At 60.5% G+C, this 15,902-nt stretch carries 13 protein-coding genes; 10 read left to right on the top strand and 3 right to left on the bottom strand.

Going from position 1 to position 15,902, the window contains the following annotated elements:
* Window positions 1-33: 33 nt before the first annotated feature.
* Both CK218_RS01280 and CK218_RS01275 read left to right on the top strand, forming a co-directional pair.
* Window positions 34-480 carry a cyclic nucleotide-binding domain-containing protein gene (locus CK218_RS01280; protein WP_095826625.1) on the top strand — a complete coding sequence of 149 codons (447 nt, stop codon included), beginning with the start codon at window positions 34-36 and terminating at the stop codon, window positions 478-480.
* Window positions 481-516: 36 nt separating this feature from the next.
* Window positions 517-1,362: an MBL fold metallo-hydrolase gene (locus CK218_RS01275; RefSeq protein WP_095826624.1), complete on the top strand. Its 846-nt coding sequence runs from the start codon at window positions 517-519 to the stop codon at window positions 1,360-1,362.
* A 51-nt stretch (window positions 1,363-1,413) separates the two neighbouring features.
* Here CK218_RS01275 and CK218_RS01270 read toward each other — a convergent pair whose 3' ends face one another.
* The gene (locus CK218_RS01270; protein WP_095826623.1) at window positions 1,414-2,190 is read right to left on the bottom strand and encodes a polysaccharide deacetylase family protein; all 777 of its coding nucleotides are present in this window, start codon (window positions 2,188-2,190) and stop codon (window positions 1,414-1,416) included.
* The gene (locus CK218_RS01265) at window positions 2,187-3,275 is read right to left on the bottom strand and encodes a glycosyltransferase family 4 protein (RefSeq protein ID WP_095826622.1); all 1,089 of its coding nucleotides are present in this window, start codon (window positions 3,273-3,275) and stop codon (window positions 2,187-2,189) included. Before CK218_RS01265 ends, CK218_RS01270 begins: the two co-directional genes overlap by 4 nt.
* 93 nt (window positions 3,276-3,368) lie before the next feature.
* On the opposite strand from CK218_RS01265, the gene CK218_RS01260 reads away from it, so the two are divergent.
* The 8 genes from CK218_RS01260 to CK218_RS01225 all read left to right on the top strand — a co-directional run bounded on the left by CK218_RS01260 (window position 3,369) and on the right by CK218_RS01225 (window position 14,370).
* Window positions 3,369-4,529: a DUF3095 domain-containing protein gene (locus CK218_RS01260; protein ID WP_095826851.1), complete on the top strand. Its 1,161-nt coding sequence runs from the start codon at window positions 3,369-3,371 to the stop codon at window positions 4,527-4,529.
* 108 nt (window positions 4,530-4,637) lie between these two features.
* Window positions 4,638-5,981 (top strand): nucleotide sugar dehydrogenase, encoded by a 1,344-nt coding sequence (locus CK218_RS01255; protein ID WP_095826621.1) that lies wholly within the window; start codon window positions 4,638-4,640, stop codon window positions 5,979-5,981.
* A 267-nt stretch (window positions 5,982-6,248) separates the two neighbouring features.
* Window positions 6,249-7,589, top strand: coding sequence for an adenylate/guanylate cyclase domain-containing protein (locus tag CK218_RS01250; RefSeq protein WP_066994087.1), 1,341 nt, complete (start codon window positions 6,249-6,251; stop codon window positions 7,587-7,589).
* A gap of 143 nt (window positions 7,590-7,732) precedes the next feature.
* A complete protein-coding gene (locus CK218_RS01245; RefSeq protein ID WP_095826620.1) occupies window positions 7,733-9,628 on the top strand; it encodes an ABC transporter ATP-binding protein in 1,896 nt (631 codons plus the stop codon).
* The gene (locus tag CK218_RS01240) at window positions 9,625-11,523 is read left to right on the top strand and encodes an ABC transporter substrate-binding protein (protein WP_095826619.1); all 1,899 of its coding nucleotides are present in this window, start codon (window positions 9,625-9,627) and stop codon (window positions 11,521-11,523) included. Before CK218_RS01245 ends, CK218_RS01240 begins: the two co-directional genes overlap by 4 nt.
* Before the next feature lie 2 nt (window positions 11,524-11,525).
* Window positions 11,526-12,524: an ABC transporter permease gene (locus CK218_RS01235; protein ID WP_066994096.1), complete on the top strand. Its 999-nt coding sequence runs from the start codon at window positions 11,526-11,528 to the stop codon at window positions 12,522-12,524.
* Window positions 12,521-13,702, top strand: a complete 1,182-nt coding sequence (locus tag CK218_RS01230; protein ID WP_066994099.1) for an ABC transporter permease — start codon at window positions 12,521-12,523, stop codon at window positions 13,700-13,702. Before CK218_RS01235 ends, CK218_RS01230 begins: the two co-directional genes overlap by 4 nt.
* Before the next feature lie 188 nt (window positions 13,703-13,890).
* On the top strand, window positions 13,891-14,370 hold the full coding sequence (locus CK218_RS01225) for a class I SAM-dependent methyltransferase (protein WP_067326330.1): 480 nt from the start codon (window positions 13,891-13,893) through the stop codon (window positions 14,368-14,370).
* Window positions 14,371-14,391: 21 nt separating this feature from the next.
* Here the strand turns inward: CK218_RS01225 and CK218_RS01220 are convergent, their stop codons facing one another.
* Window positions 14,392-15,807 carry an adenylate/guanylate cyclase domain-containing protein gene (locus CK218_RS01220; protein WP_066994105.1) on the bottom strand — a complete coding sequence of 472 codons (1,416 nt, stop codon included), beginning with the start codon at window positions 15,805-15,807 and terminating at the stop codon, window positions 14,392-14,394.
* Window positions 15,808-15,902: the final 95 nt, after the last annotated feature.

Raw genomic sequence — 15,902 nt, 5'->3', positions numbered from 1 at the left:
TGGCAAACGCGAATTTTGAGAAGGTTTGCGACAATGCTGCTCAAGGATGAAGTTGGAATGCTGCAACGCGTTCCCTTGTTCTCCGGCATCGAACCGACAAAGCTCAAGCTGCTTGCGTTCACATCCGATCGCGTGAGCTACAGCGTCGGCCAGATCCTTTTCCGGCAGGGCGACGAGGGAGACGCCGCCTATGTCATCCTCTCAGGCAGGGCGGATGTTCTGGTCGATTCCGACAGCGGGCCGATAAAAGTTGCCGAACTGCTGCCAAATTCGATCGTTGGCGAGATCGCCATCTTGTGCAACAGCTCCCGCACTGCCACCGTCAGAGCGGCAAGTCCGCTGGAAGCCTTGAAAATCAGCAAGGATCATTTCCTGAGGCTTATGAAGGAGTTCCCGGAGATGACCATCGAGATATTGCGGGTTCTTGCCGATCGTCTAAGCCATACGACCGCGGACCTGATCGACGCACGAAACGCCTAGCAGCAGTTGTTTGGCCACGACGGGCGAAGGAGCAGCATGGATTTCCTGGTCAGGTTTTGGGGCGTGCGCGGCAGCATTTCGGTATCGGGACCAGAATTCTCTCGCTATGGCGGCAACACGAGCTGCATTGAGATGCGATGCGGCAAGCATATGCTTCTGTTCGACGCCGGCTCTGGCCTAGGGCTTGCCGGCAGAGCGTTTCGGGCCGCGGGCGTGACCGATTTCGAGCTGTTTTTCACCCATTGCCATTACGATCACATCATCGGGCTGCCGGCTTTCAAACCGATCTATGACCGGAGCGTCAAGGTCAGGCTTTGGTCCGGCCATCTTGCAGGACGCATGACGACCCGTCAGATGGTCGATGAATTCATGCGGCCGCCGTGGTTTCCGGCCAAGCTCGACATCTGCAAGGCAAGCATCTACTGCCGCGATTTCGTATCCGGAGACGTTCTAAGGCCGCGCGAAGGAGTGGTCGTCCGGACCGGCAGTCTCAACCATCCGGGAGGCTGCATAGGTTACCGCGTCGAATGGGGCGGCCGCGTCGTGGCGGTGATCACAGACACTGAGCACGAGCCGGGTAAGCTCGATCAGGCGGTGCTCGACCTGATCGAAGAGGCCGACCTCGTCATCTACGATTGCACCTATACCGAGGACGAAATGGAAGACCGTCGTGGCAACGGGCACTCGACATGGCAACAGGGCGTCAAACTCTGTGAGGCAGCCGGTGCCCGAGGGCTTGGGCTGTTCCACCACGATCCGACACGCACCGATGAGCAATTAGATGAGATCGAGAAACTGGCCAAAGCCAGGTTTGCCGGCGCTTTTGCCGCGCGGGACGGCCAGACGCTCAAATTTCCAGTCTCATTGCACAAAAAGCGCTGAGCTATTTTGCTCTATCTTATTGTTTTGACGCAATTCCGGACGGAAATCCGCTCACACTTTTCCTGGAATTGCTCTACCGCCGCTACGCCCGATCAATGTCCTGATCGGAAGCCATGCGCAGGCTTCAGTCTGTGCGGCGACTGTGAACAGCCGTTCGAGAAAAAGCCAGGCCGGTTCATCGAGTACGAGATGGTGGGTGAGCAGGCCGACCGGTTCGCCACCGTCGAATGCATGCCGCAATTGCGCAATGATGGCCTGAACCAAGGGCCCATGATCGCGACAGCCGCGCGTGCCATGCCAATCGATGATGTCGACATTGCTGTTGATGACCGGCACTGGGGCCGGCTTCGGCGGCCCAAAGACCGACAATGCCGCAAATCCTACCGATCCAAGCTCCGATACCAAGCCGGCGTCGATTCTGTTCCAGGGTGGCACCAGCATCGGAACGGCACGCGCGCCGTGCAACCCGGTTAGGCGGGACAGCCCGCGGGCCATCTCATCGAGCACCGCCTGGCGTGGCCGATGGGCGCCGAGTTCCTGCTTTTTCTGGTCCTGCGGCGCATAGTTTCGGTGCGCCCAGCCATGGATGGCGACCGAGGCATGCGGCGCCTCGTCAAGCCGGACGACAAGCCTCTCGTCGGTCAGCGCCGGAATGACGGCCAGAGTGAGCGGAACCTCGAATGCACGGGTGAGTTCCAGCAGCCGATCAAGCGCAGCCGTCGGATCCACAGCGTCGTCGTCGCGCAACCAGAACTCCGCCTTGCGGTCCGCCCGTCGCCAGCACGCCAGTTCTTCCACCAAGGGCTGCCAGATCTGATCGAATGTCATGCAACCGCGATCTTCGCAAGAAGTTCGGAAAGCCGCGCCGCTGCAGTACCGAGAGAGCGTTCTTCGAGGATGAAACGTCTGGCGTTGCCGGCCATGGCGGTTCTTTCGTCGTCACGGACCAGAAGCCTTTCAATGGCAGACGTGAACGCTGCCACATCGCCCGGCGGGGTGAGAAATCCGGTCTGGCCATCCCGCACGACCTCCGGCACGCCGGCGATGTCCTGCGCCACCACCGGAAGGCCGGCAGCCTGTGCTTCAAGATAGGCAACGCCATAAGCTTCGCCGCAACCCGGCCAGACGTAAATCCCTCCACTGTAGAGGACATCCGGCACGGCGGCTGGCTCGATCGCGCCAAGCCATTCGATCCGGTCGGCGGGCAGGCCGGCGAATTGCGCTTTGACCTCGTCACGGGCAGGCCCGTCCCCGACGACCGACATGGTCCAGGGCAGGTGGCCGATCGGAGCGAGGGCGTGCGCGAGCATGCGATAGCTATCGACCTTGTCGCCCGGTCGCATCATGGCGACGGTAACGAGACGCGTCGGACAACCACGCGCCGGCAGTTCCCGGAATACCGATGTGTCGATGAAGGGCGAAAGCATGCCGAAAACGGCGTCTGGAAGAGCGTCTGTCAGTCCCCGACGATCCCTTTGCGTGAAGCAGATGTTCAGCGCCGCCTGTTCGACGGCTCGCGCCACCAAGGCTTGCATATCGGTCCAAAAACCGAAGTTGCGCCGCTTCGAATAGGAGGCTTCCGCGGTCACATAGGGGATGGCAAAGGCCGACGCCAGCTCGGGCCCGATCAGGTCGGGCGCCTTGTAATAGAGATGATAGGAGAACCAGAGGTCGGGCTTGCCGTCACGCTGCCAAAGCTCTGTCAGCCGCGCGACTTCCTGTCGGGCTTCGACCTTGAGCGCATCGAAACTTTTCGACTCCGGTTCGCGTAGATAGAAGCGCAATTCGGATGCCAGATCGACGCGATGCCCTCCATGCTCAAGCGCCTTGATCAACATCCGTGCCATCTGACGGTCGCCAGAGGCAACGGCATGATTGGGCGACTTCAGCGGCGCGTAGAAGGCAATTCGCATCGCCGGAGCCTATCATTCGAAAGCCTGCGCAAGTCAATTTCGAAGCATGATCGAGTTTCACCTTCAAGCAGTGGAATGTGCTATTGCATGCTCATGGAAACAGCCGCAGCGTCCGACCCGTTCGTCGCTTCCTTGCCGGTGTTCGCGAAGTTCGAAAGCGTTGCCGACATCGACAACTATCGGCCGCTCCCCGATGGCTGGGCGCTGGCCACCGCCGACATCGTCGGCTCGACCAAGGCGATCGGGGCCGGGCGCTATAAAACCGTGAATATGGCCGGCGCCAGCGTCATTTCGGCGCTGCTCAATGCGCTGGGTCGGCAAGATCTTCCCTTTGTCTTCGGCGGCGACGGCGCGCTCGTGGCGTTTCCGAGTTCGGCGCTGGAGATCACGCGCAACGCCCTGGCGGCCGTCCAGCGATGGGTGGCGGACGAGTTGGCCCTGACCTTGCGCGCCGCAATCGTGCCGATAGAGGATATAAGAGCGCAAGGCCTCGACGTTCGGGTAGCGAGGTTCCGGGCCTCCGAAGCGGTGTTCTATGCCATGTTTGCCGGCGGCGGCGGCAGTTGGGCGGAAGCCGAGATGAAAGCGGGGCGCTACCTGATCGATCCTGCGCCGGCCAACGCGCGGCCGGATTTGACCGGTCTCTCCTGCCGCTGGAGCCCGATCGAAGCCCGGCATGGCGAAATCGTCTCGATCATAGCCATTCCGGGGGCCTCGCGCGATGTGCGCGGTTTTCAGGTTCTGGCTTCCGACATCATCGCCCTTGTCGGTCGACAGGAACGCGATGGCCATCCGGTGCCGGTGAACGGGCCGGCCTACGGTTTTTCGCCCGCCGGCCTCGATCTCGAGGCCCGGGCCGTCGCGCCGGCGGGAAGGCGGTGGTTGTCGAAGCTGTGGATAGTGTTCCTGTTGTCGCTTGCGGCTGTCACCGATCGATATGGCTGGACGATCGGGAGGTTCGATCCGAAGATCTACAAACGCGACGTGGCCAGCAATTCGGATTTCCGGAAGTTCGATGACGGCTTGAAGATGACCGTCGACGTAGATGCGGATTTGTTGCAGCGGATCGAGAACCGGCTGCAGCAGGCCGAAGAGGCGGGCATCTGCACCTATGGCCTGCACCGCCAGCAATCGGCCTTGATGACGTGCCTCGTCGCCTCGCCGCTGCAGCGCGATCACGTTCATTTCATCGACGGCGCCGCCGGCGGTTATGCGATGGCTGCCGCAAGCCTGAAGGCGAAGGTGTCGGCCTGACGACGGCTTGCGGAGATCCATTTTCCGCAATATGCCTCGGGGTTGTTGGGCCCACATGAGCCTCGCCGTGGAAGCGGGCAGTCTGTCCACATTGAGGAAAACAGATTTTTGGACGCCTCACGATCGACATATGACAGTCTGCTGAACCGGATTTCGACGCGCACCGCGCAAGTCGGGGTGATCGGACTGGGTTATGTCGGATTGCCACTGGCCGTCGCGGTAGCACGCGCCGGCTTCCCGGTTTTCGGCTTCGACATTGAAGCCCAGAAGGTCGAGAATCTGAACAGCGGGCAATCATATATCGAGGCGGTGACGTCCACTGCCCTTGCCGTCGAGGTGGCGAGCGGACGGTTTCGCGCCACTGCGGATTTTACCGAACTGGCCGCCTGCGATGTCATCGTCATCTGCGTTCCGACGCCGCTGACGAAAAACCGCGAGCCAGACCTCTCCTTTGTCAGGAACACGGCAGGCACCATCGCGAAGCATCTGCGTCTCGGCCAGCTGGTCGTGCTGGAATCGACCACCTATCCCGGCACCACCGACGACGTGATCAAGCCCATCCTGGAACAAACCGGCTTGCAGTCGAAGATAAACTTCTTCCTTGGCTTCTCGCCCGAACGCGAGGATCCCGGCAACCGCAGCTTTGAAGTCGCGACGATCCCCAAGGTCGTGGCAGGCGACGGCATTGAAGCCGCGGCGCTCGTGAAGGCTTTCTACCAGGGTGTGGTCAAGACCGTCGTTCCGGTTTCCACCACGGCGACCGCCGAGGCGGTCAAGCTGACGGAAAACATCTTTCGCTCGGTCAACATAGCCCTGGTCAACGAGTTGAAGGTCGTGCTCGGTGCGATGGGCATCGACATCTGGGAGGTGATCGAGGCGGCAAAGAGCAAGCCCTTCGGCTACATGCCTTTCTATCCTGGGCCCGGACTTGGCGGGCACTGCGTCCCCATCGATCCTTTCTACCTGACGTGGAAGGCGCGCGAATACGAACTGCCGACCCGCTTCATCGAGCTGGCGGCAGAGATCAACACGGCTATGCCGCGTCATGTGGTCGATGAACTGGCCAGGGCGCTGGACCAGCGTTGCGGCAAGGCGCTCAGCCGCTCGCGCATTCTCATCATTGGGCTCGCCTATAAGAAGAATGTTCCGGACATCCGCGAGAGCCCTTCATTGCGGCTCATTGAACTCATCGAGGAATGGGGCGGCAAGGCCGAATTCCACGATCCGCACGTCAGAGAAATTCCGACGACACGGGAGCATATGGCGATCAAGGGGCGTCGGTCTGTCGAATTGAGCGAGGCAACCTTGAAGGATTTCGATGCTGTCGTCGTTGCAACCGACCACGACGCGATCGACTATCAGGCGATCGCCGATCACGCCCTTCTGATCGTCGACACGCGCAATGTTTTTGGCCGCCTCGGGCTAGCCCGAGAAACGGTGGTGAAGGCCTGACGGCGGTCTGAGCCGGCCAATTCTTTGCTCGATGTCAGGATCGTGGTTGCACTCGGCCGGCAGCGTCGACACATAATGCCCCAGTTAATAGATACAGTTACGCCTGTCGCTCGCCCGCACGGACAGCCAGTTGCGAAGTTCTTCGCCGGCTTTTCCTGCCAAAGCTGGCTTCATTGACTTCGGGGATCTCTTCTTGGGGTCGTTGGCGAACTGTGTTGTGGGCGGATCAAAGGACAATGCCTCGTCTTCGAGGAGTTTCGAGATAGCATGAGCACAACGCAAGCAGAAATTTCCACCATTCTCATGGATAAGGTAGCCGATTGGCTGAACCAATCGGTACTTGCCGGCAACGACCTGGAAACATTGGTAAAAGGCTTTTGCGAACGGCTGGCTGCTGCCGGCCTGCCGTTGAAGCGGGTGCATTTGAGCTTTTCGATGCTTCATCCGCTTTATGATGCGCTTGGCTTCACCTGGGTTCGCGGCCGAGGCTTAGAAATCGAAAGCTTCCGCAATGAGCCCGGCGCGCCGTCCGACAGGTTCCTGACCAGCCCATACTATCATCTGCTCAGCAATAAGCTCGACCACCTGCGACGCCGGCTCGACCCGTCGCTGCCTTCAGAGTTTCCTGTTTTCGATGATCTCAGGCTTATAGGCGTCACCGACTATTTGGCTTTCGTGCATTCCTTCAACGGCAACGCCAGTCAGGGCATGATGGGGTCCTGGTCCACCGACAGTGCCGCAGGGTTCAGCGACAGCATGATTTCGGCGCTGCTGCGCATCCAGAACCATCTCGCTATGGCAACCAAGATGGCGGTGCTCACCAAGCTCGCCGACAACATGATGACCACTTATCTCGGCGGCGACGCCGGCAGGCGCGTGCTTGACGGTCAGATCAAGCGCGGCGAGGGCGATACAATCCGGGCCGCGCTGGTCATGGGCGACATGCGCGGGTCGTCAAGGCTTGCCGAAACCTCCGGCCGTGAAATCTATATCGATACGCTGAACCAGTTTTTCGACGCCGTTGCAGCACCTTTCAATCGCAAAGGTGGGCAGATCATGAGTTTCATCGGGGATGGCTTCATCGCCGTTTACCCTTGCGAAAGGCATCGCTCGCAGTCCGAGATCGCCTGCCAGGCTGCTCTTGCGGCAGCGCGCAGCGCCACAGCGCGCGTGACGGATCTCAATCTGCGCAGAAAGGAAAAGGGGCTAACCGACATAAAATTTGGTATCGGCCTACATGTCGGCAATGTGATGTTCGGCAATGTCGGGCTTACCGACCGGCTCACATTCTCCGTCTTCGGCTCGGCTGTAAACGAGGTCCAGCGCCTCCAGGTACTGACCAAGAAATATCCGCACAGCATTCTCGCCAGCAAGGACTTCGCCAGCTATTGCGGCGCCAGCAACTGGCTGACGCTCGGCAGCGAGGAACTGGCTGGCATCAAGCAGAAACTGACGGTGCTCTCACCCGATCTGTCGGGTGCTCTCGCAGTCGATGAAGACGGTGCGCTGGAGCCGGTTTATGACCGAAGATCGGACGCCGAGCAGGTCATGCTGCTTCACCGCGATGCCGCGCGGCTGTCGGCGGGCGACCCGAGCAAGCTCCAGTAACCGCCACGACCTGATCCGAAGGGCCCCAGATAGACAGTCCGCTCGCCGGTTCCGCCGCTGGCGACCGTTCCGAATCCAAGTTGCTCTAAGCTGGCAATAGGTTAGTCTCGCTTCCGAACCTGCCAGATTGGGGCTGGTGTGGAATGAATTCGGGTGTTGATCTGCTGCGGATCGAGGATGTTGGCATCTCTTTTGCCATCATCGGCGGACCGTTGCATGCCGTCAGGCGCGCAAATCTTCGCGTCCTGCCCGGCAAGGTTACCGCGCTTGTGGGCGAGTCCGGCTCCGGAAAATCGGTTCTCAGCAAGGCAGTGATGGGCATTCTGCCGGGATCAGCCCATGTTCGCGGCCGTATCCTGTTCTCCGATCCTGAAAGGCCCGGCACCACGCAAGATATCCTGAAGATGCCACGTGACGGACCCGAAATCCGGGCATTGAGAGGCAGCCGCATCGGCAAGATCTTTCAGGAGCCGATGACATCGCTGTCGCCGCTGCACACGATCGGCAACCAGGTCAGCGAATCCTTGCAGATTCATACCCCCATGGCTCGGGCGGAGCGCAAGGCGCGGACCGAGGAAATGCTCGGTCTTGTCGGCTTTCCGAGTCCCAAACGCGCCTATGATATGTATCCCTTTGAGCTTTCAGGAGGATTGCGTCAGCGCGCCATGATCGCCATGGCGCTTATCTGCCGGCCCGCCCTGTTGATCGCCGACGAGCCGACGACGGCGTTGGACGTCACCATCCAGGCGCAAATCCTACATTTGCTGCGCGGCCTTCAGACCAAGCTGAACATGGCGATGTTGCTGATCACCCACGACCTCGGCGTGGTCGCCAACGTCGCCGACGAGGTCGTGGTCATGTACCATGGCGAGATCATGGAAGCGGGACCTGTCGAGGCGATATTCCGCCGACCAGGTCACCCCTACCTGAAGGGCCTGATGGCAGCCGTTCCGCATTTCGACCTGAAGCCTGGCGAAAGGCTAAAGGCGCTGCGCGAGGTGCCGGTGAATGTCGAGAACCTGCTCGGCAAGCAGACGGCGCCGCCGTCGAAGGGGCCAGACGATATCCTGTTGTCGGTCAGGGATCTGAAAAAGACCTTCACAATCCGCAAGTCCGGATTGTTTGGCGGGGATCATCAAACCACGGTTCGCGCCGTGGGCGGCGTGAGCTTCGATATCAGGCGCGGCGAGTGCCTGGGGCTGGTCGGCGAAAGCGGCTCCGGCAAAACCACGGTCAGCAAGATCCTTATGCGGGCTATCACCCCTAGCGGCGGCTCTGTGACGTTCAACGGCCGCGATGGAGCGATCGACGTCTTGCAAGGCGAGGGAGACGCCCTGCGCATGCTGCGCGCCAAAATCCAGATGGTCTTCCAGGATCCGGTTTCATCGCTGTCACCTCGCATGACGGTGGAGAACATCCTGAGCGAGCCGCTGGAGATCCATCAACGTGGCGATGCCGCGTCCCGACTCGCCACTGTCAAAAGCCTGATGCAGGCGATCGGGCTCGATCCGCGCTTCATCAAGCGCTATCCCCACAGTTTCTCCGGCGGGCAGCGTCAGCGTATCGGCATCGCGCGCGCGTTGGCGCTGGGCCCTGAACTGCTGATCTGCGACGAGCCGGTTTCGGCGCTCGACGTCTCTGTCCAGGCGCAGATCTTGAACCTGCTGAAGGACCTGCAGAAGGAACTGGGCCTGACCTACCTGTTCATATCGCACAATCTGGCGGTGGTGGACTACATGGCAGATCGAATCGCGGTGATGTGCGGTGGGCGTATCGTCGAGCTTGCGCCGCGCGAAACTCTGCTGAGGAAACCGATCCACCCCTACACGCGCTCACTCGTCGCCGCAGTACCTTTCCCCGACCTCGACAGGCCGATGGATTTCAAGACGCTGAAGCTCAGCGGCGCTTCCGACACCAGCGCATGGGGACCGCAATTCCGCGATGAGGGCGACGAGGATGTACTGTCGCCACTCGATCTTGGTGGCGGCCACCTCGTGCTGGCCCGACGTTCGGCCGATGTCAGCGAGCTACGCCATTGATCAGCCGGCGCACCGTCCTTGGACTCATGGCTTCCGCGTTTGTGCCGGGCACGTTGCGCGCAGGCGATCTGGAGCCGGAATTTCTTCAGCCGCTGCTGAAGGCCCTGGCGCTGCCGGCACTCTCCGAGCGCTTGCCCAAGAGCCCGCGCGTGTTGAATCTCGCTGCGATGGGGCGGCAGCCCGGCCAGTATGGCGGCACGCTGCGCACGATCATCGGCAGTCAGAAAGATATCCGGATGATGACGATCTACGGATATGCTCGCCTCGTCGGCTATGACGAAAAGCTCAACTTGCAAGCCGACATTCTTGAAAGTTTCGAGGTGGCAGACGATCGCGTCTTCACCTTCAAGATACGGGAAGGACATAAATGGTCTGACGGTAGCCTGCTGACGCCGGAGGATTTTCGCTATTGCTGGGAAGATGTCTGGCTGAACGACGAACTTTCGCAAGGCGGGCTCGCCCCGGCCCTGCTGGCCGACGGCAAACCGCCACGCTTCGAGATCGTCGATCCGTTGACGGTCCGTTATACCTGGGATGCGCCGAATCCCGACTTCCTGCCCAAGCTCGCTGCTGCTTCGCCGCTATCGCTTGTTCTGCCGGCCGCCTATCTCAAGCAGTTCCACAAGAAATACCAGGATCCATTCCGGCTCGCCGGCCTGATGGAGGAGAACAGGGCCAAGAAATGGACGCTCCTGCATATCCGCATGTCGCGGCAGTATCGCCCGGAGAACCCGGAACTGCCGACGCTCGATCCCTGGCGGAACCGGACCAAGCCGCCGGCTGAGCAGTTCGTCTTCGAGCGCAATCCGTTCTTTCACCGCATAGACGAGAATGGCCGGCAACTGCCCTATGTTGACCGGATTGTCATGAATGTGAGCTCGTCGGCGATTATTTCCGCCAAGACCGGCGCGGGCGAGAGCGACCTGCAATGCATGGGAATTGATTTCAGCGATTACTCCTTCCTGAAGGACGCGGAGAAGCGCTACCCGGTCAAGATGCATCTCTGGAAACGCACACAGGGTTCGCGACTGGCGCTGCTGCCCAATCTGAATTGTGCCGACCAGGTCTGGCGTGGCCTTTTTCGCGACGTGCGCGTGCGTCGAGCACTGTCGCTCGCTGTGCACAGGCGCGAGATCAATATGGCCGTGTTCTATGGATTGGCGCAGGAAAGTGCCGATACGGTCCTGCCGGAGAGCCCGCTCTACCGGCCCGAATTCGCGAAAGCCTGGGTTACCTACGATCCTGATCAGGCCAATGCCCTACTCGACGAGGTCGGGCTTCAGACGCGTGACAATGACGGCCTGCGGATACTTCCCGATGGACGCCGGGCGCAGATCGTCGTGGAAACGGCCGGCGAAAGCACGCTGGAAACGGATGCGCTCGAGCTCATCAGCGATCACTGGCGCCAGATCGGTATCGCCCTGTTCATCCGGACTTCGCAGCGCGACATCTTTCGCAGTCGCGCGCTTGGCGGCCAGATCATGATGTCGATGTGGTCGGGCATCGACAATGGCGTGCCGACCGCCGACATGAACCCGTACCAGCTGGCCCCCACCATTGACGACCAACTGCAATGGCCGCTCTGGGGTGCTCACTACTTGTCTCGTGGCAGGCTCGGCGAGGCGCCCGATCTTCCGCCGGTGGTCGAGTTGATGACCTTACTCAAGCGCTGGAACGCATCGACCGAAGCCACGGAGCGCGCTGAAATCTGGAATTCAATGCTGTCGATCTACACCGATCAGGTGTTTTCGATCGGCACGGTGAACGGAACATATCAGCCGGTTCTGGCCTCCTCGCGGCTGCGCAATCTGCCTGACAAGGCGCTCTACGGCTACGACCCGACCGCCTATTTCGGTGTCTACATGCCCGATACATTCTGGCTTGGAGAGTCCTGAGCGTGCTTCGATATATTGTCTGGCGCCTTGCCGTAATGGTTCCAACGCTGCTGATCATATCGGCGCTTGTGTTCACGATCATCGAACTTCCCCCAGGCGACTATTTCGACAGCTATGTTGCCGAGCTTCGGGCTCAGGGCGAAGCGGTGGATTCCGACCGCATCGAGATGATGCGGAAGGACTATGGTTTCGACAAGCCGCCGGTCATTCGCTACTTCTACTGGGTCGGCGGGATGCTGCACGGCGATTTCGGCTATTCCTTCGAATATGAGCTGCCGGTTCGCGACGTGATCGGGGACCGAATGTGGCTGACCGTGCTGGTTTCCTTCGTGACGATCCTCTTCACCTGGCTCATCGCCTTTCCGATCGGCATGTACTCGGCCACGCATCAATACAGCTGGGGCGACTACGGCCTGACTTTCTTCGGCCTTCTCGGCCTTGCCATCCCGAACTTCATGCTGGCGCTGATCCTGATGTATTTCGCCAATATCTGGTTCGGCACGTCCGTCGGCCATCTCATGGACCAGCAATATCTCGGCGAGCCGATGAGCTGGGCCAAGGCGAAGTCGATCCTCGCCCATCTCTGGATCCCGGTCTTGATCATCGGCACCGGGGGCACGGCAAGCATGATCCGGCGGCTGCGCGCCAATCTGCTCGATGAGCTTCACAAGCAATATGTCGTGACGGCGCGCGCCAAGGGCCTTCATCCCTTCAGGACCCTGGTCAAATACCCGCTGCGCATGGCGCTCAATTTCTTCATTTCGGACATCGGCTCTATCCTGCCGGCCATCATTTCCGGTGCCGAAATCACGGCGATCGTGCTGTCTTTGGAAACGACCGGGCCGATGCTGATCAAGGCGCTGCAAAGCCAGGACATGTATCTGGCAGGGTCGTTCCTGATGTTCCTCGCCTTCCTGACGGTCATCGGCGTGCTGATTTCCGATCTGGCGCTGGCACTGCTTGATCCACGAATTCGTTTGCAGGGCGGCAGTACCAAATGAACACGCAATCGCCACTTCCCGCTCCGGGTGCTCCGCTGCAACACTATGTTTCCATCGCGCCCTTTGACCTGCAGTCGGTCGAGGCAATGACGCCGGAGCAGTCGAAGGTCTTTCAGGCGTCGCAGTTGCGGCTGATGTGGTGGAAATTTCGACGGCACCGGCTTGCTCTTGTATCCGGCATATTCCTGGCGGTGCTCTATTTCGCGATACTGATCTGCGAGTTCCTGGCGCCCTACAATCTGCACACGCGCAACATGGACTACATCTATGCGCCGCCGCAGCGGGTGCACCTGTTCCACAACGGCCAGTTCGTCGGGCCGTTCGTCTATGGCCGCCAGATGACGCTGGATATGGACACGCTGAAGCGAAACTACATCGACCAACAGGACGATGTTCAGCGGATCCGTTTCTTCTGCAAGGGCGACAGCTACCGGTTCTGGGGCCTGATCGAAGGTGACAGGCATTTTGTCTGCCCTGCCGAAAACGGCCAGCTCTTTCTGGCCGGCACTGACAGGTTGGGGCGCGATGTGCTCTCGCGCATCATCTATGGTGCACGCATTTCCCTGACGATCGGCCTCGTCGGCATCAGTTTCAGCTTCCTGCTCGGTATAGTCATCGGCGGACTGGCCGGCTATCACGGCGGCATCTTCGATCTGATCGTTCAACGGATAATCGAAGTTCTGCAATCGATCCCCAGCATTCCGCTATGGCTGGCTCTGGCGGCGATCATGCCGATAACCTGGAGTCCGATCCTGATCTATTTCGGCATCACCGTCATCCTCGGGCTGCTCGACTGGACCGGATTGGCGCGGGCCGTGCGTTCAAAGCTTTTAGCGTTGCGCGAGGAGGATTACGTTCTGGCCGCGCAATTGATGGGCGCCAGCAGCGGCCGCATTATCCGGCGGCACCTCATTCCGGGCTTCATGTCGCATCTGATCGCGACGGCGACGATCTCCATACCCGGCATGATCCTGGGCGAGACGGCGCTGAGCTTCCTCGGGCTCGGCCTGCGGGCGCCGATAACCAGTTGGGGCATCCTGCTCACCGAGGCGCGCAGCGTCAGCGTGATCGCGTTTTATCCATGGCTACTTTTGCCGATCCTCCCCGTCATTCTCGTCATTCTGGCGTTCAATTTCCTGGGCGACGGCTTGCGGGACGCGGCGGACCCCTACAAATGACATCGCCAGTCCGCCGCGCTTCAAGGCGCAGACTCCGCCCGGTTCGTCGGGGGCCTGTTCTGTTGCTGTGTTGACCGTTCGCCTCTATATGCGGCGACGCCGGATCGGGCTAACACGTTGCTCTCGGGCTTCATCCTGGTCGCAGGCATTGCCGGTCTCTTGAGCTGGTTCAGGACACACAAACGCATATGAGTCGCCTCGAAAGTTTCATCCGCAGGCTGACCGCACAGCGCGACATTCTCGATCAAGTCTGCGCGGAGGTGGCGAAGATCGAGGGTCCCATCCTTGAGCTCGGCCTCGGCAATGGCCGGACGTTCCACCATCTGCGCGAGCGTCTGCCCGGCCGACGGATCGTGGCGTTCGACCGCGCACTTGCCGCACACGCCAGCTCAATTCCCGAAGCTGAAAACCTCGTGCTCGGCGAAATCCGCGAGACGGCGAGCAGGTTCATCGGCATCGAGGCCGCTCTTGTTCATGCCGACATCGGCACCGGCTATGAAGATCGCGATGCAGTGACCTCTACCTGGCTCCCTGAACTGACCGCGCGCCTGCTTCGCGTCGGAGGCATTGCGGTCAGCGGCACGCCGCTCGACCACCCGCAGTTGCAACGCCTTCCACTGCCGCCTTCGGTACCCGCCGATCGCTATTTTGTCTGCAGGCGCGTCTGAGGTCCGCAACGGCCCAAGTCTTCAGGGGATCGTGTATACCGCTATCTCCCTCTCGATGCCCCGCAGCGAGACCTCGTGTGGCACGGGCGTCAGCGCGTTCCTGTGCAACAGATCGGCGGTGAGATTGTCGTCGACCACCGCGCGCGTGGCGAAGATCGCCTGTGCGTTGGCAAGGTTCTGAACCCGCGAAGCAATGTTGACCGTCTGGCCGAAATAGTCCTGTCGCTCGTTCATAGACACGGCAATGCACGGGCCGGCATGGACTCCGATCTTGAGCAGCAGATCCTCGCGCCCGCTCTTCTCATTGAGCGCACGCATGGCATCGCGCATCCTCAGGGCCGCGGCAATCGCACGATCCGGCGTCGCGAAGGTCGCCATCACCGCATCGCCGATCGTCTTCACCACCGCGCCTGCCTCGGACGCGACGATCTCGTGCAGGACCTGAAAATGCACGCGCACGAGATCGAAGGCTGAAAGATCGCCCACCCGCTCGTAAAGCTCGGTCGATCCGCGCAGGTCGGTGAACAGGAAGGTGAGGCTAGTGATCTTCAGGCGCTGGTTGATGTCGAGCGTATCGGTGCGATAGAGATCGCGGAAGGTCTGGTTGGTGAGCAGGCGCTTGGCTGTCAGGAACGGCCGGCGTTTGCCCAGGAGATCATGCAATTCCTGGCCGGCGATGAAGACCGTCGGCAGCACGCGGGTGTCGGTCCTGTTTTCCAGCGAAATGCGCAACGGGCCGGGTTGCATCTCCAGCGTCTGGTTCTGGACATGCTCGCGGTCGAAGACCAATGAGAGGCTTCGGCGCTCTCTTGTCGGTTCGCCCTTGACGTCGATGAACTGCACTGAATGGGTGACCGGCTCGAAGACGATGATGAATTCGGACGGAAGCTGTACGGGCAGAACAGCCTTTTCACCGGGCGCAAGCTCGATATCCTCCAGCGAGAACGCTTCCATCGTCTTGGCGAAATCCTCTTCCGGCAGGTCGACGCCGGACGCCCAGTAGATCTGGCGGAAATATTCCACCAACGGCAGTTCGTGTGGATTGTGGGCGGCAATCTTGCGCACGCGAGGACTGACCGTGAATGTCACCTCGACCATCTCGTCGAGGGTCGGTGAATAGCCTTCGGAACACAGCGCGCAGGTATATTCGTCCTTCTGCAGGGTTTTCAGCGTGGCGTTGCTGTCGAGCACGCCGCCACAGCCGGGGCATAGAACATTCCAGGAAATGTCGAACAGGCCCACCCGCGCCGCATGCAGAAAGGCGCCTATGGCGCGTTCCTCATCGAGGCCATGCTTGCTGGCGAAGGCTAGAGCATTGATGCGGCAAAGCTCGCGGTCCTTGCCCTCCGCGATGGTTCGCTTGATCGCATCAATTGCCGCCGGATCGACATCGGTCGATTGCCGCAGAAGCGAGAACAGATCTTGAGCTTCGTTCATCGTGCAGGCTCCGGAAGAAGTGCGCCGCCGAAACGTGTCGACCGGACCGGTCTTGGTCCGAATGCGCCATTTTACTTCGAAACGGACCCTACGGC

The organism is Mesorhizobium sp. WSM3879 (assembly GCF_002294915.1).
Classification (GTDB): domain Bacteria; phylum Pseudomonadota; class Alphaproteobacteria; order Rhizobiales; family Rhizobiaceae; genus Mesorhizobium.
The sequence above is the reverse complement of the archived record's forward strand: the minus strand, read 5'-3'. Positions and strand labels throughout refer to the sequence as shown.